Source organism: Streptomyces sp. NPDC048612 (assembly GCF_043199295.1).
Classification (GTDB): Bacteria; Actinomycetota; Actinomycetes; order Streptomycetales; family Streptomycetaceae; genus Streptomyces.
This window is the reverse complement of record NZ_JBICVV010000034.1, coordinates 1-20,480: the sequence shown is the minus strand read 5'-3', so window position 1 is coordinate 20,480 and position 20,480 is coordinate 1. Positions and strand designations below refer to the sequence as shown.

Annotated in this window: 19 protein-coding genes; 13 read left to right on the top strand and 6 right to left on the bottom strand. The window is 70.6% G+C overall.

The genetic code is table 11. The features are described 5' to 3' along the window. Positions 1-127 precede the first annotated feature (127 nt). The 4 genes from pstS (at position 128) to pstB (ending at position 4,262) form a co-directional block, all read left to right on the top strand. Positions 128-1,240, top strand: a complete 1,113-nt coding sequence (gene pstS / locus ACGFN2_RS33285; protein ID WP_362611282.1) for a phosphate ABC transporter substrate-binding protein PstS — start codon at positions 128-130, stop codon at positions 1,238-1,240. A 138-nt stretch (positions 1,241-1,378) separates the two neighbouring features. Then, positions 1,379-2,374 (top strand): phosphate ABC transporter permease subunit PstC, encoded by a 996-nt coding sequence (gene pstC, locus ACGFN2_RS33280; RefSeq protein ID WP_362611284.1) that lies wholly within the window; start codon positions 1,379-1,381, stop codon positions 2,372-2,374. Beyond that, a complete protein-coding gene (gene pstA / locus ACGFN2_RS33275; RefSeq protein WP_393366498.1) occupies positions 2,371-3,450 on the top strand; it encodes a phosphate ABC transporter permease PstA in 1,080 nt (359 codons plus the stop codon). Before pstC ends, pstA begins: the two co-directional genes overlap by 4 nt. A gap of 35 nt (positions 3,451-3,485) precedes the next feature. Beyond that, positions 3,486-4,262: a phosphate ABC transporter ATP-binding protein PstB gene (gene pstB / locus ACGFN2_RS33270; RefSeq protein WP_093484528.1), complete on the top strand. Its 777-nt coding sequence runs from the start codon at positions 3,486-3,488 to the stop codon at positions 4,260-4,262. Positions 4,263-4,422: 160 nt separating this feature from the next. On the opposite strand, the gene ACGFN2_RS33265 is transcribed toward pstB, so the two are convergent. Continuing rightward, on the bottom strand, positions 4,423-5,421 hold the full coding sequence (locus tag ACGFN2_RS33265) for an inorganic phosphate transporter (RefSeq protein ID WP_362611288.1): 999 nt from the start codon (positions 5,419-5,421) through the stop codon (positions 4,423-4,425). 9 nt (positions 5,422-5,430) lie between these two features. Next, positions 5,431-6,051 carry a DUF47 domain-containing protein gene (locus tag ACGFN2_RS33260; RefSeq protein ID WP_026170326.1) on the bottom strand — a complete coding sequence of 207 codons (621 nt, stop codon included), beginning with the start codon at positions 6,049-6,051 and terminating at the stop codon, positions 5,431-5,433. A gap of 194 nt (positions 6,052-6,245) precedes the next feature. Between ACGFN2_RS33260 and ACGFN2_RS33255 the strand changes: the two genes are divergently transcribed. Then, positions 6,246-6,662, top strand: a complete 417-nt coding sequence (locus tag ACGFN2_RS33255) for a metal-sensitive transcriptional regulator (protein WP_362611291.1) — start codon at positions 6,246-6,248, stop codon at positions 6,660-6,662. Between the two features lie 34 nt (positions 6,663-6,696). On the opposite strand, the gene ACGFN2_RS33250 is transcribed toward ACGFN2_RS33255, so the two are convergent. Next, on the bottom strand, positions 6,697-6,915 hold the full coding sequence (locus ACGFN2_RS33250; RefSeq protein WP_362611292.1) for a hypothetical protein: 219 nt from the start codon (positions 6,913-6,915) through the stop codon (positions 6,697-6,699). Positions 6,916-7,060: 145 nt separating this feature from the next. After that, the gene (locus ACGFN2_RS33245) at positions 7,061-7,924 is read right to left on the bottom strand and encodes a hypothetical protein (protein ID WP_362611294.1); all 864 of its coding nucleotides are present in this window, start codon (positions 7,922-7,924) and stop codon (positions 7,061-7,063) included. Between the two features lie 172 nt (positions 7,925-8,096). On the opposite strand from ACGFN2_RS33245, the gene ACGFN2_RS33240 reads away from it, so the two are divergent. Beyond that, on the top strand, positions 8,097-8,291 hold the full coding sequence (locus tag ACGFN2_RS33240) for a hypothetical protein (protein WP_362611297.1): 195 nt from the start codon (positions 8,097-8,099) through the stop codon (positions 8,289-8,291). A 250-nt stretch (positions 8,292-8,541) separates the two neighbouring features. Beyond that, the gene (locus tag ACGFN2_RS33235) at positions 8,542-10,140 is read left to right on the top strand and encodes an FAD-binding oxidoreductase (protein ID WP_393366494.1); all 1,599 of its coding nucleotides are present in this window, start codon (positions 8,542-8,544) and stop codon (positions 10,138-10,140) included. Positions 10,141-10,262: 122 nt separating this feature from the next. Here ACGFN2_RS33235 and ACGFN2_RS33230 read toward each other — a convergent pair whose 3' ends face one another. Further along, positions 10,263-10,976 (bottom strand): phosphatase PAP2 family protein, encoded by a 714-nt coding sequence (locus tag ACGFN2_RS33230; RefSeq protein ID WP_362611300.1) that lies wholly within the window; start codon positions 10,974-10,976, stop codon positions 10,263-10,265. 206 nt (positions 10,977-11,182) lie between these two features. Beyond that, positions 11,183-12,187 carry a bifunctional lytic transglycosylase/C40 family peptidase gene (locus ACGFN2_RS33225; protein WP_362611303.1) on the bottom strand — a complete coding sequence of 335 codons (1,005 nt, stop codon included), beginning with the start codon at positions 12,185-12,187 and terminating at the stop codon, positions 11,183-11,185. A gap of 427 nt (positions 12,188-12,614) precedes the next feature. Between ACGFN2_RS33225 and ACGFN2_RS33220 the strand changes: the two genes are divergently transcribed. From ACGFN2_RS33220 to ACGFN2_RS33195, 6 genes are all read left to right on the top strand, one after another. Beyond that, positions 12,615-12,923 carry a hypothetical protein gene (locus tag ACGFN2_RS33220; RefSeq protein ID WP_362611306.1) on the top strand — a complete coding sequence of 103 codons (309 nt, stop codon included), beginning with the start codon at positions 12,615-12,617 and terminating at the stop codon, positions 12,921-12,923. A gap of 479 nt (positions 12,924-13,402) precedes the next feature. Further along, a complete protein-coding gene (locus ACGFN2_RS33215; RefSeq protein WP_393366491.1) occupies positions 13,403-14,257 on the top strand; it encodes a hypothetical protein in 855 nt (284 codons plus the stop codon). Further along, entirely contained in the window at positions 14,247-15,557 is a 1,311-nt protein-coding gene (locus ACGFN2_RS33210) for a hypothetical protein (protein WP_393366490.1), read from the top strand. The genes ACGFN2_RS33215 and ACGFN2_RS33210 overlap by 11 nt, the downstream gene beginning before the upstream one ends. Then, positions 15,554-17,116 (top strand): SCO6880 family protein, encoded by a 1,563-nt coding sequence (locus tag ACGFN2_RS33205; RefSeq protein ID WP_362611311.1) that lies wholly within the window; start codon positions 15,554-15,556, stop codon positions 17,114-17,116. Before ACGFN2_RS33210 ends, ACGFN2_RS33205 begins: the two co-directional genes overlap by 4 nt. A 29-nt stretch (positions 17,117-17,145) precedes the next feature. Next, positions 17,146-18,588, top strand: a complete 1,443-nt coding sequence (locus ACGFN2_RS33200; protein WP_362611320.1) for an ATP-binding protein — start codon at positions 17,146-17,148, stop codon at positions 18,586-18,588. A gap of 110 nt (positions 18,589-18,698) precedes the next feature. Continuing rightward, the gene (locus ACGFN2_RS33195) at positions 18,699-20,189 is read left to right on the top strand and encodes a type VI secretion protein (RefSeq protein WP_393366546.1); all 1,491 of its coding nucleotides are present in this window, start codon (positions 18,699-18,701) and stop codon (positions 20,187-20,189) included. The last annotated feature ends 291 nt before the right edge of the window (positions 20,190-20,480 follow it).

Here is a 20,480-nt window from a genome sequence, read left to right as displayed (position 1 = left end):
TACCGAGTGCGCGTCCTGCCCTCAGCGCAAGCGCGACACGGATAGCTGGCCTCGCACGACCGCGACCGCCAATGCCCTCATCCCGCACGCCGACGAAGCGGCGCGCCCCAGGAAGGAACTCTCGACAGTGAAGCTTCAGCGCAAGAACCGGGTTCGCGCCCTCGCCGTTGGCGCTCTCGCCGTCTCCGGTGCCCTGGCCCTGTCCGCGTGCGGCTCCGACGACACCAGCGCCGGTGGCGGTGCCGCCGCCAAGCCGTCCAACATCAAGTGCGACGGCAAGGGCAAGCTGCTTGCCTCCGGCTCGTCCGCGCAGAAGAACGCCATGGACGTCTGGGTGCAGAACTACTCGGGCGCCTGCAAGGGCACCGAGATCAACTACCAGCCCACGGGCTCCGGCGCCGGTGTCACCACCTTCCTCCAGGGCCAGACCGCCTTCGCCGGCTCCGACTCCGCCCTCAAGCCCGACGAGGTCACCAAGTCGAAGCAGGTCTGCAAGGGCGGCAAGGCCATCGACCTGCCGATGGTCGGCGGCCCGGTCGCGGTCGGCTACAACGTCCCCGGCGTCGAGGACCTGGTGCTGGACGCCAAGACGCTGTCGAAGATCTTCAACTCGGAGATCAAGAAGTGGAACGACCCGGCGATCAAGAAGCTGAACCCGGGCGCGAAGCTCCCGGACCTCAAGATCCAGCCGTTCCACCGCTCCGACGACTCGGGCACCACCGACAACTTCACCAAGTACCTCAAGGCCGCCGGCGACTGGAAGCACGAGCCGGCGAAGAAGTGGGAGGGCGAGGGCGGCCAGGCGGCCTCCGGCTCGGCCGGTGTCTCCTCGCAGGTCAAGCAGACCAGCGGCGCGATCTCCTACTTCGAGCTGTCGTACGCCACGGCCGGCAAGATCGCGACGGCGAAGCTGGACACCGGCGCCAAGGAGCCGGTCGAGGCCACCGTCGACAACGCCTCCAAGGCCATCTCCGAGGCCAAGCAGGTCGGCAAGGGCGATGACCTGGCCCTGGACCTCAACTACACCACCAAGGCCGAGGGTGCCTACCCGATCACCCTGGTGACGTACGAGATCGCCTGCGACAAGGGCAACAAGGCCGAGACGCTGCCCGCCACCAAGTCCTTCCTGACTTACATCGCCAGCAAGGACGGCCAGAGCGCCCTCAAGCAGCTCGGCTACGCCCCGCTGCCCACCGAGATCGCCGACAAGGTCCGCGCGACCGTCGCCAAGATCTCCTGACCTACCGGGCGGCGGCCCATGAACCGCCGTACGGTCCACACAAAGGGGGCCCCTTCACCAGGGCCCCCTTCGGGCCGCCGCCCGTCCGGTGCACCGCCGCGCCAGGAGCCCCACCCGGCTCCGCAGACCGGAGAACCCATGAACACAGCCTCCTCGACACTCGACACCCCACCGCCACCCCACGACGGCCCCTCGGCCATATCGGGCAAGGCGGTCCGCCCCGGTGACCGGATCTTCCTCGGGCTCTCCCGGGGCTCCGGTATCGCCCTCCTGGTGATCATGGCCGCCATCGCGGTCTTCCTCACCTACCGGTCCGTGCTCGCCCTCTCCGGCGACAAGGCCAACTTCTTCACCACGATGGACTGGAACGCGAGCGGAGCGGAGCCGAAGTTCGGCATCGCGGTGCTCGCCTTCGGCACCGTCGTCAGCTCCGTGGTCGCGATGGCCATCGCGGTCCCGGTCGCGGTCGGCATCGCGCTGTTCATCTCGCACTACGCCCCGCGCAAGCTGTCCTCCGTGCTCGGCTACGTCATCGACCTGCTCGCCGCGGTGCCCAGCATCATCTACGGCCTGTGGGGCGCGCTCTTCCTCGTGCCACATCTGTCCGGCCTCTACACCTGGCTGGACGACTACCTCGGCTGGACCGGCGTCTTCGAGTACGGCGGCGGGGCGGCCCGTTCGCTGTTCACCGTCGGCATCCTGCTCGCGATCATGATCCTGCCGATCGTGACCAGCGTCAGCCGCGAGGTGTTCCTCCAGGTCCCGAAGATGCACGAGGAAGCCGCGCTGGCCCTCGGCGCCACCCGATGGGAAGTCATCCGGACGTCGGTGCTCCCCTTCGGCCGCTCCGGGATCATCAGCGCCTCCATGCTGGGCCTGGGCCGCGCCCTGGGCGAGACGATGGCCGTCGCCACGGTCCTCTCGCCCAGCTTCCTCATCAACGCCAGCCTGCTGGACCCGGGCGGCGGCACCTTCGCCCAGAACATCGCCAGCAAGTTCAGCGAGGCCGACCAGTTCGGCCAGGACGCCCTGATCGCCTCCGGTCTCGTCCTCTTCGTGATCACGCTGCTCGTCAACGGCGCGGCCCGCCTGATCATCGCCCGTCGCAAGGAGTACTCGGGAGCCGCCGCATGAGTATCACGACCGACCGCCCCGCGGTCTCCAACGGCGGCAGCCCGCTTCCGGTCTCCCTCAAGCAGGCCCGGCTGCCGCGCTGGACCCCGCCGGTCCTCGCGCTGGTCGCGGCCGGCGCCGGCTGCGGCATCGGACTGGGCGCCGGCCTGGACAGCACGGTCCAGTGGGGCCTGATCGCCGCTGTGCTCTTCGTCCTCGGCGGCTTCGTGCTGTCCGCGGCCGTCGAGGGCGCCCGGCAGGCCAAGGACCGGCTGGCCACCAGCCTGGTCTGGTTCGCCTTCCTGACCGCCGTCATCCCGCTGGCCTCCCTCCTGTGGGAGACCGTCAGCCGCGGCACCAGGGTCCTGGACGTCTACTTCCTGCAGCACTCGATGGGCACCACCCCGGACGCGCTGCCCGGCGGCGGTATCTACCACGCGATCATCGGCACCCTGGAGCAGGTCGGCCTGGCCACCCTGATCGCCGCGCCGATCGGTCTGCTCACCGCGATCTACCTCGTCGAGTACGGCCGCGGCCGGCTTGCCAAGGCCGTCACCTTCTTCGTCGACGTGATGACCGGCATCCCGTCGATCGTGGCCGGCCTGTTCATCCTCTCCGTGTGGATTCTGATCCTCGGCTTCGGCCCGTCCGGCTTCGCCGGCGCGATGGCGCTGGCGATCCTGATGATGCCGGTCGTGGTCCGCTCCACCGAGGAGATGCTCAAGCTCGTCCCGAACGAGCTGCGCGAGGCCTCGCTGGCCCTCGGCGTCCCCAAGTGGCGCACCATCCTCAAGGTCGTGCTGCCCACCTCGATCGGCGGCATCACCACCGGCGTGATGCTCGCCATCGCCCGGATCACCGGGGAGACGGCGCCCGTGCTGCTCCTGGTGTGGGGCGCCAAGACCATCAACAACAACCCCTTCGAGGACGCCCAGCAGTCGCTGCCGCTCTACGTTTTCCAGCAGTGGCAGCAGGGTTCCGAGGCCTCGTACGACCGCGCCTGGGCCGCGGCACTGGTCCTCATCGCCTTCGTCATGATCCTCAACCTGGTGGCCCGCGGCATCGCCCGCTGGAAGGCCCCCAAAACCGGCCGCTGACCCGAGCCGACACCACGAAAGAAGCAGTGATTTCCATGGCCAAGCGAATCGACGTCAGCGGCCTCTCCGCGTACTACGGCAGCCACAAGGCGATCGACGACATCTCGATGACCGTCGAGCCGCGCTCCGTGACGGCCTTCATCGGCCCGTCCGGCTGCGGCAAGTCGACGTTCCTGCGCACCCTGAACCGGATGCACGAGGTCACCCCCGGGGGCCGCGTCGAGGGCAAGGTGATGCTGGACGACGAGAACCTCTACGGCTCCGGGGTCGACCCGGTCGCCGTGCGCCGCACCGTCGGCATGGTCTTCCAGCGCCCCAACCCGTTCCCCACGATGTCGATCTTCGACAATGTCGCGGCCGGTCTGCGGCTGAACGGCTCGTACAAGAAGAGCGAGCTCAAGGACATCGTCGAGCGGTCCCTCAAGGGCGCCAACCTCTGGAACGAGGTCAAGGACCGGCTGAACAAGCCCGGCTCCGGCCTCTCCGGCGGCCAGCAGCAGCGACTGTGCATCGCCCGCGCCATCGCCGTCGAGCCGCAGGTGCTGCTGATGGACGAGCCCTGCTCGGCGCTCGACCCGATCTCCACCCTCGCCATCGAGGACCTGATCGGCGAGCTGAAGGAGCGCTTCACGATCGTCATCGTGACGCACAACATGCAGCAGGCCGCGCGCGTCTCGGACCGTACGGCGTTCTTCAACCTCGCCGCCGTCGGGCAGCCCGGCAAGCTGGTCGAGATCGACGAGACCGAGCGGATCTTCTCCAACCCCTCGGTCCAGGCCACGGAGGACTACATCTCCGGCCGCTTCGGCTGAGCGGCACGCGCGGCCCGGCCCACGGCGGCCGGGCCGCCCCACCGGCGTCCTGCGGTGCTGCATGGCGGTGCCACCGCACGACGAAGGGCCCGCCCCCACTTCCCGGGGGGCGGGCCCATTTGCCGTGCTCGCCGGCTGCCGTACGCGCGGCGCGGCGGGGTCAGCCGAAGGCCAGCTCCACGATCCAGTACGCGCCCGCCGCGACCAGCGCGGCGGCCGGCATGGTGATGAACCAGCCCATCACGATGTTCTTGGCGACGCCCCAGCGCACCGCGCGGGTGCCCTTGGTCGAGCCGACACCCATGATCGCGGAGGTGATGACATGGGTGGTGGAGATGGGCGCGTGGAACATGAACGAGGCGGTGTACATGACCGAGGCGGCCGTGGTCTCCGCGGCGAAGCCCTGCGGCGGGTCCAGCTCGATGATCCGGCGGCCCAGGGTGCGCATGATGCGCCAGCCGCCCGCGTACGTACCCAGCGAGAGGGTGATGGCACAGGCCAGCTTCACCCACAGCGGGATGGCCGCGTTCTGGTCCTCGACATCGGCGATGACCAGGGCCATCACCACGATGCCCATGGTCTTCTGGGCGTCCTGCAGGCCGTGGCCGAGCGCCATGCCGGCCGCGGACACCGTCTGGGCTATCCGGAAGCCGCGCTTGGCCTTGTGCGGGTTGGCCTTCCGGAATATCCAGAGGATGACGACCATCACCAGGAAGCCGAGCACCAGGCCGATGACGGGCGAGATGAACATCGGCAGGACGACCTTCTCAACCACCCCGGACCAGATCACGGTGGTGCCGCCGGCGAGGGCCGCACCGACCATGCCGCCGAAGAGGGCGTGCGAGGACGACGACGGCAGGCCGAAGTACCAGGTGACGAGGTTCCAGACCACCGCGCCGAGCAGCGCGGCGAAGAGAATGCCCATCCCCTTGCTGCCGTGGGGAGTGGAGATCAGCCCCTCACTGACGGTCTTGGCGACCCCGCTGCCCAGGAAGGCACCGGCGAGGTTCATCACCGCGGCCATCGCCAGCGCCGCCCGCGGGGTCAGCGCCCGCGTCGAGACCGAGGTCGCGATGGCGTTGGCGGAGTCGTGGAAGCCGTTGGTGTAGGTGAATCCGAGCGCGACCGCAATGGTCACGACGAGCGCGAAGGTGTCCATGGGCGGCGCTCAGGACTCCTTGACCGCGATGGTCTCGACCGTGTTGGCGACGTGCTCGAAGGCATCCGCCGCCTCTTCCAGGATGTCCACGATCTGCTTGAGCTTGAGGACCTCGATGGCGTCGTACTTGCCGTTGAAGAGGTGCGCCAGCAGCTTGCGGTGGATCTGGTCGGCCTGGTTCTCCAGGCGGTTGACCTCGATCCAGTACTCGGTGAGGTTGGTCATCGTCCGCAGGTGCGGCATCGCCTCGGCGGTCAGCTCGGCCGCCCGCGCCAGCACCTCGATCTGCTGGTCGACGCCCTTGGGCAGTTCCTCGACCTTGTAGAGGACGACCAGATCGACGGCCTCCTCCATGAAGTCCATGATGTCGTCGAGCGACGAGGCGAGGTTGTAGATGTCCTCGCGGTCGAACGGCGTGATGAACGAGGAGTTCAGCTGGTGGAAGATCGCGTGGGTCGCGTCATCACCCGCGTGCTCCGCCGCCCGCATACGCTCGGCGATCTCTGCCCGGGCTGAGGCGTCCGCCCCGAGCAGTTCCATCAGGAGCTTGGAGCCCGTGACGATGTTGTCCGCAGAGGCGGCGAACATGTCGTAGAAGCTCGTCTCCCTGGGGGTCAGACGAAAGCGCACGTGAAATCCTCGGGGTGCATCGGATTCGGTCGGGATGATGCTAGGCGCATCATCCAGCCACTGCTAACCGGCATTCCTTCAGTGTCGCCCATCGCACAGCATGCTCTGCACGGGGTACCACAGGTGCCCGAGAAGTTCGGTACCATATACCCACCGGGGGTATACGAACCCCCGAGATATCACGGGAGAAGGCCATGACGAGCACGGACGCCGATGCCAACGGCAGCACCGCGGCCGCCGCGGCCTGCCACCCCCGGAAGCCGGACGCCGACCCCCCGAGCGGCGTTCAAACCGTGACCGATCACGCAGAGACTTCTCCGGCGGCCGGCGTGCACGGCTACGCACAGCAGAAGGACGCACACATCAAGCGACTGCGGCGGATCGAGGGCCAGATCCGCGGACTGCAGCGGATGCTCGAAGAGGATGTCTACTGCATCGACATACTCACCCAGGTCTCGGCGAGCACGAAGGGCCTGCAGTCCTTCGGTCTTCAGCTCCTGGAGGAGCATCTGCGGCACTGCGTCGCCGACGCGGCCGTCAAGGGCCCCGAGGCCATCGACGCCAAGGTCCAGGAGGCCACCAAGGCGATCGAGCGGATGCTGCGCACCTGAGCCGGCGGGCTCGCGCCGGGCGGCCCGAGGCGCACTAACCGGGGCAGCGTCCGGCGGGTCCGGTCCGGGGCGGCACCCGGTCCGCGCCGTCGCCGTCCTCCCCGTCGACCTCCAGCACCTCGTCGATACGGTCCGGGCTGAGCCGATCCTCGCTCGCGGCAGCGGCCGCGATCATCAGCTCACCGGTCAGGTCGATCTCGACGAGGGCTACGAGGTCCTGGACCGTCGTAGGGCGGTGTCCGGCCACGTACAACACCTCCTCCTTCGAGCGCCTTCCCACGCCTGGGGTGGTTACCGCAAGCCTAGGGACGGGCGCGCGCCGCGCGCATGGCACGGATGGACCATTTCCGCCATCCGGCAAGCACCCCTGTCACATGCCCTGCCCGCGGTACCCGGCCTCATGCCGTGGGCGACGCGATCTTCCCTGCGTAGATGTCCCGTTCGTCCGGCAGCCGCACCGCGACCTTCGTCCCGAAACCGGACAGTTCCGTCGTGGAGGTCACCGAAGCCCCCTTCGGCGCGCCGTTGGCGAAACGGAACCACTGGCGCACCTTGCGCAGCAGCCCGGCCTCGTCCAGATACGCGTCGAACGGCACCTCGTCGGTGGTGAATCCGTCCCCCGCGGCGAGCAGCGCCGGGCCGGTGTGCGGCGACGCCGCGGCGGCGGCCACCCGGATGTCCGTCGTCCCGCGGTAGTGCCGCACCCGCACCCCGTCCAGCCACTCCTCGCCCTGATAGGTCACCTCCCGTGCGCCGCGCAGCAGTTCGGCGGCGGCCAGCGGATCGGTGGCGCCGCCGGTGACCAGATTCCCGTCGGACAGCGAGGCGGTGGCCACCCGTACCCATTTGTCGGCGGGCACCCCGGCCCCGCGGTTCTTCATGAACAGCGCACCGGGCGCGAGGATCTCCGTGATCGGCTGACGGCCGCCGCTGGGCCGGCCCGCCGGATCGGGGAGCACCACCCGCAGCCGCCCGGTGCTGGTGGCGAAGTCGTAGCCGCCGGTGCCGCGGATGGCGACGAGGGTGCCGCCGCTGACGGTCTCCATGGAGGTGCGGATGGCGGCGGAGCCGGCCCGCACCAGGGCGTCGGCGCTGTCCCGGACCTCCGCGGCGGCGGGGGCGGCCCGGCCGGCCGGCTCCTGGTCGTCGGCCGCGGCCCCGTCAGGAGAACAGCCCGATGTCAGCAGCCCGACCGCCAGACCCGTCCCGCACGCCATGGCCACGGCGACCGTGCCGCCGCCTCGCCTGTCCTGCACCACCATCGCGTACGAGCCCCCTCGGCCGCTGTCTTCGGGAACGGCCTGGGGCGGCCGGTCCGCTCGGGAGGGTCGGACGTTCCGCCGCGCCGCCTCTGACGTTCCGTCGACCGTTCCGTTCAACGACCGTCCAGGGGGCTCGTCACGCCCGGGCACCTGGGGCGCGTAGCGTGACGGGGTGCCCGACCGAGCCCCTCACGCGACCTCCACCACCGAACGCGGCGCCTTCTGCACGGCCCGCTGCGACTGCGGCTGGCGGGGACCGGCCCGCCGCGCCCGCTCTCAGGCTCGTACGGACGCGGAGCGCCATCTGGCCGATGCCGAGGCCGCTTCCGGCACCGACGACGACGGAACCGGGCGCCCGCTGGAATGAGGCCGTCCGTTCCGGGAACCCCTCACGCCCCTGCCGCATCTGCCTAACCAGGGAAGCAACGGCACCGCGCCGCCAACGGACTTCGAGGACAGCACCGGACAGCGCGGGGCACAACCGGACACAGCGGTACGCGAGGGGCAGCGCGGCGCCGCACCCGTCCGGTGCGGTTCCCGGCACGCGCCCCGCGATCACCGGCCGGGCCATCGGCAGGCGGGGCAGGACCGTACGACATCGAGGGGGATTCATCCCAGTGAAGCGGCGCACACTCCTGCAGGCCGGCGGCGGACTGGCGGCGACGTCGGTCGCCTGGGCCACCGGCTGCGACCAGAAGACCGGCGCGGCGGCCGCCACCACCGAGGCGGCCGCCGGTAACGTGGCACAGACCAACGCGGCCGCCGCCGGGGGCGCCGCCAAGGGCCGGGCCTCCGGGTCCGCCTGGAGCGCGCTGGGCAAGAGCCTGGACGGCAAGCTGGTGCGGGCCTCCGACGCCGCCTACGAGAGCGCCCGGCGCCTCTACAACACCCGCTTCGACACGCTGAAGCCGTCGGCCATCGCCTACGTCAAGCACCCGGCGGACATCGCCGAGTGCCTCGCCTTCGCCCGGCGGTACGACACCCCGCTCGCCATCCGCAGCGGCGGCCACTCCTACGCGGGCTGGTCCAGCGGCAACGGCAAGCTCGTCGTCGACGTCTCCGCCCTCTCCAAGGTGGGCGCGCCGTCCGGCGGCATCACCCGCATCGGGGCCGGCGCCAAGCTCATCGACGTCTACGAGGGCCTCGGGGCGCACGGCGTGACGATACCCGGGGGCTCCTGCCCCACCGTCGGGATATCCGGCCTCACCCTCGGCGGCGGCCACGGGGTGGCCTCCCGCGCCTACGGCCTGACCTGCGACAGCCTCGTCGGCGCCACGCTGGTCACGGCGGACGGCAAGACCGTCGACTGCGACCGGAAGCAGCACGCCGACCTCTTCTGGGCGCTGCGCGGCGCCGGCAACGGCAACTTCGGCGTGGTCACCGAGCTCCGCTTCCGTACACATCCGGCGCCGCGCGCGGTGAAGGCGTACCTGAGCTGGCCGTGGTCCAAGGCGGCGAAGGTGGTGGCCTCCTGGCAGAAGTGGGGGCCGGTGCAGGACGACGAGATATGGTCCGCGTGCCATCTCCAGGCGCGCCCCGGCAACACCCCGGCCGTCTACGTCGTGGCCTTCTCCCTGGGCGGCTACGGCGACCTGAAGAACGCCCTCGACAAGCTCGCCGACCAGCCGGGCGGCCCCGGCCCCGCCAAGAGCGTCAGCCTGACGCCGACCGGCTATCTGGACGCGATGGAGTCCTACGCGGGCTGTTCGAGCAAGTCCACCGCGCAGTGCCACACGCCGGGTTCGCTGCCCGGCCAGAACAAGGCCGGCCAGCTGGGCCGCGAGACCTACGCCGCCCGCTCGCACTTCTTCGACCGCTCGCTGTCCGCGGCCGGTATCCGCACGCTGATGGACCAGATCGAGGCGGGCGGCCGCAAGGGCGTCGGCGGGGACGTGGCGCTGACGGCGCTGGGCGGCGCGATCAACCGCGTCGGCAGCACCGACACCGCCTTCGTCCACCGCGGCTCGCGGTTCCTCGCCCAGTACTTGACGTCCTGGTCGGCGGGCGGCTCGTCCGGCACCCGCACAGCGTGGCTGAATTCCTTCCATGACGCGATGCGCCGCTACTCCTCCGGCGCCGCGTACCAGAACTACACCGACCCCGGCCTCACCGACTGGAAGTCCGCCTACTACGGCGCCGCCGCCGGCCGTCTCGCCGAGGTCAAGCGGACCTACGACCCGCAACGGCTGTTCAGCACCTTCCCGCAGGCGCTCTGAGGCCTCCCCGCGCCCGGAAACACGGACGGCCCGGTCCCCGCGAGGGGCCGGGCCGTCCGCATCCGCCAGGCCGTGTGTCCCGGGCGCGGGCCGGGCGGTTCGGCGAACCGCCCGGCCCGCCCTCAGGCCGCCAGATCCTTGTCCCGCTCCTTGTGGCCGCCGGGCACCGCCGATCCCGTGGCCACCACCCGGCTGCCCTCGCCGTCCGCGTCCGCCTCGTTGCCAGGCGCGCACACCAGCCACGCCAGCTTGGAGCGGCTGATCGCCGTCGTCAGCGGCACCAGCAGCGCCTGCGCGAGCGGGGCGAGCAGCAGCGCGACGGCGGTGCCCAGCGCGAAGCCGCCGACCACGTCGGTCGGGTAGTGCACGCCCATGTAGACGCGGCAGAAGCCCTCGGCGAGCGCCAGCGCGATCCCGATCAGGCCGAACTTCCGGTGGGCGACGAACAGTCCGACACCGACCGCCATGGTGAGCGTCGCGTGGTCGCTCACGAAGGAGAAGTCGCTCTTGCCGGGGATCAGCACTTCGAGCCCGGCGTGGTCCTTGAACGGCCGCGGCCGCTCCACGAAGGACCGGATGGGGATGTTCGCCAGCAGGGCGATGCCCGCGGCCAGCGGCGCCCAGACCAGACCGGCGACGGCGGCCGGCGCGCCCGGCCTGCGGCGCGCGGACCACCAGGCGATCAGACACAGCACGGCGAGACCGGCGATGAGGCCGTACTCACCGATGTACTCCATGGCCTTGTTGACCCAGTGGGGGGCGTCCTTCGCGAGGCCGTTGACGCCGTCGAGCACGTCGACGTCGGGGTTCGACCCCTCGAATGCGAGTCCAGCCATCTGCAGCGGCCCCTTAATCTTTCGCGCGCGCGAGCGCCTTCGTGTGCTGCCTGCCCCCGTGGTCGTCGAGCGTGTGCTGTGCCAAGCGCTGCTACGTCACCACGCCAAGGAAACGCGATGCCCGCCCCTGGCGTTCCACTCTCCACCGGATGATCACCAGGACGTTATCGAAGCTTGACTCATCACCGCAGTTCAGGGCCCTATGTTCACGCAGCGTTCGTGCCGGGCAGCGCTTTTGCGCCATCCGACGTGACGCGGGTCGCACCGATGTAGTCCGGCGTGTCGATTTTGTCGAACCGGATCTTGGCCCCGGTGTACGGCGCGTTGATCATGTACCCGCCTCCCACGTAGATCCCCACGTGATGGATCGACCGCGGGTCCTTGAGGTCGTAAGCGAAGAACACCAGATCCCCCGGGAGCAGCTCGTCCCGCTTCGGATGCGGCCCGGCGTTCCACTGGTCGTTCGCCACCCGGGGCAGCTCGATGCCCACGGAGCGGTACGCGGCCTGGGACAGCCCGGAACAGTCGAACCGGCCGCCCTGCGCCGCGGTTCCCGTGCCGCCCCACAGATAGGGCGTGCCGAGCTTCTGCTGGGCGAAGTAGATGGCGGCCGCGGCCTGCCGCGAGGGCTCCACCCGACCCGACGGAGCCTCAAAACTCTTGGCCAGCGTCGTGATCGTCTTCACGTAGTTCCGTGTCTCGCGGTACGGCGGCACCCCGTTGTACTGGATGACGCGATAGGCCCCGGCGTTATAGGCGGCGAGCATGTTGTGGGTGGCGTTGCCCGGCGCGCGCTTCACATAACCGGCCAGCTCGCAGTCGTACGAGGCCGCCGACGGAATCGCGTCCTCCGGGTCCCACACGTCCTTCTTGCCGTCGCCGTTGCCGTCGACGCCATGGGTCTGCCAGGTCCCCGGGATGAACTGCGCCATGCCCTGCGCGGCCGCCGGGCTCTGTGCCCTGGGGTTCCAGCCGCTCTCCTGGTAGAGCTGCGCCGCCAGCAGCGCGGGGCTTATCGCCGGGCAGAGCGTCCCCCACTTCTGCACCAGCTGCTGGTACTCGGCCGGCACCGAACCCTTGGCCAGCCCGAGCGCCCGCCCGCCGGCCCCGGCCAGCCCGGCCGCGGCCATATACGTACCGACCACAAGCAGCCCGAGCAGGCAGAGCACCAGCCCTGCCCCGAGCCCACCGGCCACCCAGAATTTCCGCACCCCCCAACCCTCCCCCATTCAGCCCCGGTTCACTGCCCTTTTCCGGCCGCTCCCGCGCGCGCCGCTGCGCCGGGTGCCGCACGGCGGCGCATACGACGGCGCAGGGGGCGCTCCGTCCGGGGTGCGGTGCCGCGCCGGATGCCGCCCCGTACACCGCCGGACGGGCTACGGGCCATCCGGCGCGCCGGACCGGCCACCAGTGCTCCCGATGATCATTGCCCAGGGTTATCCCCCGTGATACACACGGTGAGACCAGTCGGTTCAATGGAGGACGTGCGTCCGCGGCCACACCCCACCCGCACGGGAGATCCTTCAAAGAAAGCCGCCAAGTCGACAGCTGACGGTCCATTCGTCAGCGAAGATAGAGACCGACCTGTGCCGCGTCGGCACGGACACAACTACCCATCAAGGGGCGGTGAGTTCACACATGTTCATTGCGGCCGAAAAAGGCGACATCACCACCATCATCGGCGGAATCGCCCCGGACTGGGGGCCGTTCGGGAGCCTGGGCAACGAGGCACGCGTGATGATCGAGGTCATCATGGCGGTGGCGATCCTGCTGTGCCTCGGCATCGCGATCTGGGGCGCCGCCAAGCAGCGCATCGGCGCCACCGCGCTGCGCGACACCTTCAGCGCCGAACAGGGCAAGGGCCTGATCGTGGCCGGCCTGACCGGCGTCTTCATCATCGGCTCCCTGGGGACGCTGTTCACCATCGTCTACGGCATGGCGGTCTAGGGCACCCCTGACCGCCCGACCCGCCGCCGCCCGGATGGCGCACCCCCGGCACCCGCCCGTCCCCGCGTCGCCCCCCCGTGCGCCCCCGCCCACCCTCTCTCCGCCGTCCCGTGCCCCCACTCGCTCCCACCGGCCCCACCTCCCCTGCCGAGGCCCCATGCTGACGCCCGCTCACGCCGGCCCGACGGAACCGCGGCACACCCTCATCACCCCCGCCACCAGCGGCCCGATTGGGCCGGGCACCGCGCGGGGACAGGTGAACCCGGGGGCAAGAAGGCGACCGGCGACCGCGGAGCAGGCGATGCGCACAAATAACCCAGAGTCCCCCATTCGCCTCTGTCGTACCGCATCTGAGGACCCGTCACGGTGAGATGTACTCGTACCGCTGCACCCGAGCCGCCGCCCGCGCGGCTACGGTCATATGAGGGCGGCACAACCAACGGCACGCACGCGACGGCGGCAGAGGGGGCACAGGCGCGATGAGTCTCAGTGACGACGGCGGCTACGGAGGCGACGGCCACCGTGGTCCCGGGACGGGCCAGACCCGGACCAGACTTCCCGACAACGAGGGCGACCTCTACGGCCAGGGACGGCGCCCCCGGGGCGGCATGTCCAGCCGCAACCTCGTCACCATCGTCGGCGTGATCGTCCTGCTGCTCGCGGCCATCGCCTTCGCCAACCGCGGCGGAAGCGGCAACAGCGAAACCACCGCGACCGACTCCCCCAAGGACCCCGGCCGCGCCCAGCCCACCGCCCCCACCGGCACCAAGGCCGTCAACGGGAAGAACGGGGGGATCGCGTCGGGCTTCGCCAAGACGGAGCAGGGGGCGCAGTCGGCGGCGGCGAATTATGCGGTGGCGCTCTCCAGCGACGGCATGTACCAGGGCACCAGACGGCACAAGATCGCCAAGGCCGTCTATGCGCCATCCGTGGCAACAGCGCGCAAGAGTGACCTCGACAAGGTGTACTCCGACCCCGCCTTCCTCGGCCGGATCGGACTCAAGGCCGACGGCACTGCCCCCAAGGGAATGACCTTCGTGTCGCGCGCCAACCCTGTCGGCACGAAGACCGAGTCGTTCAAGGGCGACACTGCCAAGGTCTCGGTCTGGTACTCCGCTCTCTTCGGCCTCGCGGGATTGCAGTCCAAGAACCCCGTCACCGAGAGCTGGTACACGAACACTTTTGACCTGCACTGGACGGACGGGGACTGGAAGGTCACGAACTTCACGCAGAAGGACGGGCCCGCTCCGATCGGGAAGGACCAAGCTGCCTCGTCCGCAGAGGACATGACCAATGCTGTGCAAGGGTTCGGAGGGTTCACCTATGCCCGCTAACAGTCGTCGCGCCCTCTCTCTGGCCGCATTGGTGACGGTTGTCCAGACAACCGCTGTTCTCCTGGCCTCGCGTGCCTTCGCCGCACCGAGCCCCACGCCGAGCAGTGACCCTTGTGACCTGGTCCGCGGCCCCGCCAAGGACTACTGCCAATCCGGCGACAAAGGCGGTTCCGGGGCGCCCAAGGCGCCCGGCGGCCTCACCGACAACAACCCCCTAGACCCCCTCGAATCCCTAGCCAAAGGCTGTGCCAAAGCCGCCGCCTGGATCGTCACCAAGCTCTCCGACGCGGTGAAGGCGACCTCACAGGTGGACTTCACCAACGCCGCCTTCCTGCGGCAGTACGCCGTCGTCTTCGCGGCCTCGACCATCCTCACCCTCGTGCTGTGGCTGCTGGCCGTCGCCAAACGTGCGGTGCGCGGGGTGCGGCTGACGGAGGCGATCAGTGAGGCGGTCGGGTTCCTCTGGCTGACCGTGCTCGCCTCCGCCTTCACCCCGCTGATCCTCTACACCGTCGTCTCGGCCACCGACGGGGTCACCGAGATCATCGCCAAGGGGACCGGCGCGCAGACCGACACCTTCTTCGGGGCCTTCTCCCAGGCGCTCACGAAGGGCACGGACATCGGCGGCGGCCCGATCATGCTGATCGTGGTGTCGCTGGTCTCCGTGCTCGCCGCCGGTGTGCTGTGGCTGGAGCTGGTGATCCGGGCCGCGCTGCTGTACGTCGGGGCGCTGCTCGGCACGGTCGTCTACGCCGGGCTGGTCGACAAGAACATGTGGGGGCATGTGCGCCGCTGGGCGGGCATCATGATCGCGGTGATCCTGGTGAAGCCGGTCATCGTGATCGTGCTGGGCGTCGCCGGCGCGCTCTCCCACGACAAGGGCCCGAACGCCTTCTCCGCCGTCGTCTCCGGCCTCTCGATCATCGTCCTGGCCATCTTCGCCAGCGCGGTGATCTACCGCTTCGTCCCCGGCTTCGGCGACGAGATGATCTCCGCCCGTACGAACAAGGGCCGGGCCACCGACGGCAGCCAGGCCGCCGCGATGATCTCCTCGCCCGCCGCGCTGGTGTCCCAGGGCATCAAGACCCACAGCTCCCGCCGGTCCGGCGGGGACGGCGGGCAGGCGCAGGGCGCGCAGGGCGGCCAGTCCCGGCCGGCCGACGCGGTGGCCGGCGGCGTCGCCGCGCACAGCTCCCGCGGCGGCCGCTCCTCGGCGCCCGCCACCCCCGCTCCCCGTACGAACCCCCACCCGGGCAGCGGTTCCCGCTCCGGCAAGACCTCAGGAGGTGAGGGGCGTTGAGTACGCAGTCCCACCCGATCGCCCCGCGCCGCACCTACCTCATCGGCCGCGCCCGGCCCAACGCCATCGTCGGCAAGAACCGCGAGACCGGTGAGATCGCGCTGATCATCGCGGGCGCGTTCCTCGGCATGATGTGCGGGCTGCTGGTTCCCATGCTGCCGCTGCGGATCGCCTCCCTCACCGGCTTCCCGATGCTGGGCCTCGCCCTCGTCTACGTGCCGTACAAGGGCCGCACGTTCTACAAGTGGTTCGAGATCCGGCGCAGCTTCCGCCGGACGGTCCGCCGCGGCGCCACCTACCGCTCCGGCGCCGCCGAGGCGGGCGTCCGGCTGGACGGCCGCGAGGTCGAGATCGGCCCGCCGCCCGGCATCGGCCGGATCAACTGGCTGTCCGCGCCCTTCGGCCCGGACGAGATCGCGGTGCTGCTGCACGCCGACCGCAAGACGGTGACGGCCGCCATCGAGATCGAGGGGCCGGGCGTCGGCCTGCGGGACAGCGAGGACCAGGAGGCGCTGGTCGACCGTTTCGGGACGCTGCTCAAGCACGTCGCCAACGGGGACGGCTTCGTGACCCGGCTGCAGATGCTGGCCCGTACGCTGCCCGCCGACCCGGACGCGCACGCCAAGGACGTCGCCCAGCGCGGCGACAAAAGCTCCCCCGACTGGCTGCGGGAGTCCTACGACCAGCTCCAGTCGATGGTCTCCACCTCCTCCGAGCAGCACCGCGCCTACCTCGTCGCCTGTATGCACTACACCCGCGAGCTGGCCGCCGAGGCGCAGACCATGGCCCGCGCCGCACGGATGCACCAGGGCGGGCTGCTGCGCAAGAAGCTGGACCGGGACGCCGGCCTCGCGGTCGTCATGGCGCGTGAGCTCACCGACATCTGCGCCCGGCTCGCCGAGGCCGACATCCGGGTCCGCCAGCCGCTCGGCCAGGCCCGGCTCGCCTCCCTCGTGCACTCCATGTACGACCCGGACCACCCCATCGACCACATCCAGGCGATGAGCAAGCGCAACGCCTGGCCCGCCGAACTGGACGCGATGGAGCCGACGTACCTCCAGGCCAAGACGCGGGAGTCGACGACCCGCGCGCCCTGGTGCCACGCCACCGCCTGGGTCAAGGAGTGGCCGCTGACCCCGGTGGGCGTCAACTTCCTCGCGCCCCTCCTGGTGCACACCCCCGACGTGATCCGTACGGTCGCGGTCTGCATGGACCTGGAGCCCACCGAGATCGCCATCGAGCGGATGCTGACGGAGAAGACCAACGACGACGCCGAGGCCAGCCGGGCGGCGAAGATGAACCGGGTCGTCGACCCGCGGGACGTCGCCCACCACGGCCGCGTCGACCAGCGGGGCGAGGACCTGGCCTCCGGCGCCGCCGGCGTCAACCTCGTCGGCTACCTCACGGTGTCCTCCCGCTCGCCCGAGGCCCTCGCCCGCGACAAGCGCACCATCCGCGCCTCGGCCGGCAAGTCCTATCTGAAGCTGGAGTGGTGCGACCGCGAGCACCACCGGGCGTTCGTCAACACCCTGCCGTTCGCGACCGGAATCCGCCGCTAAAGCCGCTGGGAGGCGCGTACGTCATGGCCATGCTCGACCCGATCGGAGCGCTCACCGAGGCGTTCACCAGCTTCCTGTTCGGGAAGGTGGAGACCACCCGGCTGCCCGTACGCACCTCCACCGGCCAGGCCCAGGCGGTCTATCTGCCCACCGCGGCCCCCGGTCTCGGCGACTCCGGCGTGATCATCGGCCGTGAGGTCTACAGCGGCAAGGGCTACATCTACGACCCCTTCCAGCTGTACGGACAGCAGCTGCCGGCCCCGCACTGGCTGGTCCTCGGCGAGTCCGGCAACGGCAAGTCGGCACTGGAGAAGACCTACGTCCTGCGGCAGTTGAGGTTCCGGGACCGCCAGGTCGTGGTGCTGGACGCGCAGGGCGAGGACGGCGTCGGCGAGTGGAACCTCATCGCGCAGGAGCTGGGGATAACTCCCATCCGCCTGGACCCGACCGCCGCCCTCAACGGGGGTATCCGCCTCAATCCCCTCGACCCGTCGATCACCACCACCGGCCAGCTGGCCCTGCTGCGCACGATCATCGAGGTCGCGATGGGCCACGGCCTGGACGAACGCTCCGGCTTCGCCCTCAAGGTCGCGCACGCCTACGTCACCGAGACCATCACCCACCGGCAGCCCGTCCTGACCGACATCGTCGAGCAGCTGCGGCACCCGGAGGAGGAGTCGGCGGAGGCGATGAACGTCGACATAGACGACGTCCGGGCCTGGGGTCTGGACGTGGCGCTGGTGCTCGACCGCCTCGTCGACGGTGACCTGCGCGGCATGTTCGACGGGCCGACCACCGCGGGCATCGACCTCGACGCCCCGCTGATCGTCTTCGACCTGTCGCACATCGATCGCAACTCCATCGCGATGCCGATCCTGATGGCGATCGTCGGCGTCTGGCTGGAGCACACCTGGATTCGGCCCGACCGCAAGAAGCGCATCTTCCTGGTGGAAGAGGCCTGGCACATCATCAACTCCCCGTTCGTGGCCCAGCTCTTCCAGCGGCTGCTGAAGTTCGGCCGGCGGCTCGGCCTGTCGTTCGTGGCCGTCGTCCACCACCTCAGCGACGTGGTCGACGGCGCCGCCGCACGGGAGGCCGCGGCGATCCTCAAGATGGCCTCGACCCGCACCATCTACGCCCAGAAAGCCGACGAGGCACGCGCCACCGGCCGGGTACTGGGCCTGCCACGGTGGGCCGTCGAGATCATCCCGACCCTCACCCCCGGCATCGCCGTCTGGGACGTCAACGGCAATGTCCAGGTCGTCAAACACCTCATCACCGAGGCCGAACGCCCGCTGGTCTTCACCGACCGGGCGATGACCGAGGCGTCCGCGATCAGCGAGGCCTCCGCGATGCCGACGGACGAGGCGCGCGCCGTCCAGGCGGCGGCGGACGCCGAGGCCGAGGCACGCGCCGAGGCCATGGCGATGGAGCGGCAGTGGAGAGACGAGTCGAGCGAGACGGTGGCGTGACCCGCGGATACGACAACGGCGGATACGACGACGCACGAGGCGCCGGCCGGCCGCGGGGGCGCGGCGTCCCCGACTCCCTGCTGATCGGGCTGCTCGTCTTCCTGCTGGGCATGACCGTGCTGGTGTGGACGGCGACCGGACTGGCCGGCCTGTTCGCCCACGGCGCCTGGCCCACGGGCGTCACCTACTCCGGCACCCCGATGGCACTGCGTCACCTGGTCTCCGCACCCCACGACATCCCCGCCGCCTGGCCCGGCACTCCCAAGGGCCAGCTCTCCGGCTACGGCCTCTTCTGGGGCATCCTCATCGGCGAGCTGATGGTGCTGCTGGTCCTGGTGATCTTCGCGCTGGGGACGGTCACCCGCTACCGCGCCGTACGGGCGGCCCGCCGGACGGAGGCCCGGGAGGCGCGTGCGGCCCGTACCGAGGGCCGGAAGACGCACGAGGCCCTGGCGACGGAACGGGCGGCACAACAGGCCAGAGAGGCCCGCGAAACGCTCCGGAAGCCCGCACCCGCCACCCAGCCGCCCGCGCCCCCCGGCGAGGACGCCCCCGCCACACCGGCCGTCCCCGCCCCGCCGCCCCTCGACCTCGTCGCCGCCGGCCCCGTCCCCGAGCAGCGCACCGCGCCCCCGCTCACCCCGGCCACCGACACCCCCGCCGAACTCACCCTCCCCCGCGTACAGTTCACCACCGACCGCGCCGCCGCCGTCACCTCCTCCGTCGCCACCGCGACCGCCGCCCCGGGCGCACTGATCGTCGCCACGACGGACCCCGCGGTCTGGGCCGAGACCAAGGACGCCCGCGCCAAACTCGGCCCGCTGCTGACCTACGACCCGGCCCACCGCCTCGACACCCCCGCCCGGCTGCGCTGGTCGCCGACCTCCGGCTGTACGGACCTCGCCACCGCCGCCGACCGCGCCACCGCCCTACTGGCCCCGGTACGCCCGGCCGCCGCCCTGGACTCGGCGGTCGCGGACGCCGCCCAGACCCTGCTGCGCTGCTGGCTGCACGCCGCCGCCGTGGACGGCCGCCCCTTCCGCCAGCTGCACCGCTGGGCCCACGCCACCGGAGCCGCCCAGGAGCCCGTCCGCATCCTCCGTACCAGCCCCAAGGCCTCGGCCGGCCAGGCCGGCGAACTGGAATCGGTGCTCACGGCCCACCCCGAACGCCGGGAAGCCGCCCAGGCGTTGATCGGCCGCGCGCTGACCGCCCTCTCCTCGATCCACATCCGGGATGCCTGCACCCCTCTTCGCGCGGATTCGGTCCTTCTCGAATCATTCCTCGCTGAAGGGGGAACGCTCTACGTGGTAGGCGAGCCCATCGAGGACCCGCGTACCGACCCGGGTGCGATGCCACTGCTCACCGCACTCCTCTCGCACGTGGTCGAGCACGGCCGCCGCATGGCCGAACGGTCATCTGACGGTCGGCTCGACCCACCACTCACCCTGGTCCTGGACGACATCGCGGCCCTCGCCCCGCTGCCCGCCCTCCCCGGCCTCCTCGAAACGGGCCACGCCCACGGCCTGCTGACCCTCGCCACCCTGCGCTCCCAGGAACAGGCCCGCGCCCGCTGGCCCCACCACACCCTCCAGGCCTGACGAGACGGCCCCTCAGGGCCTCCGCGCCCGTCGCAGCATCAACTTCCCCACCGTGTGCCCCTCGTCGCCTATTGCCGCCCACCCGCTGCCGTCCAGAAACTCACCGGGCCGACCCACGGCGTCCTCGCGGAGCTCGTTGAACGCCACACACGCCACGAGATCGGCCGACGCCAGAACTCCCCGGGAACGCGAAAATGCCCCGCACCATAAGGTGCGGGGCTTTCCCACAAAGATTGTTCGGCGGCGTCCTACTCTCCCACAGGGTCCCCCCTGCAGTACCATCGGCGCTGA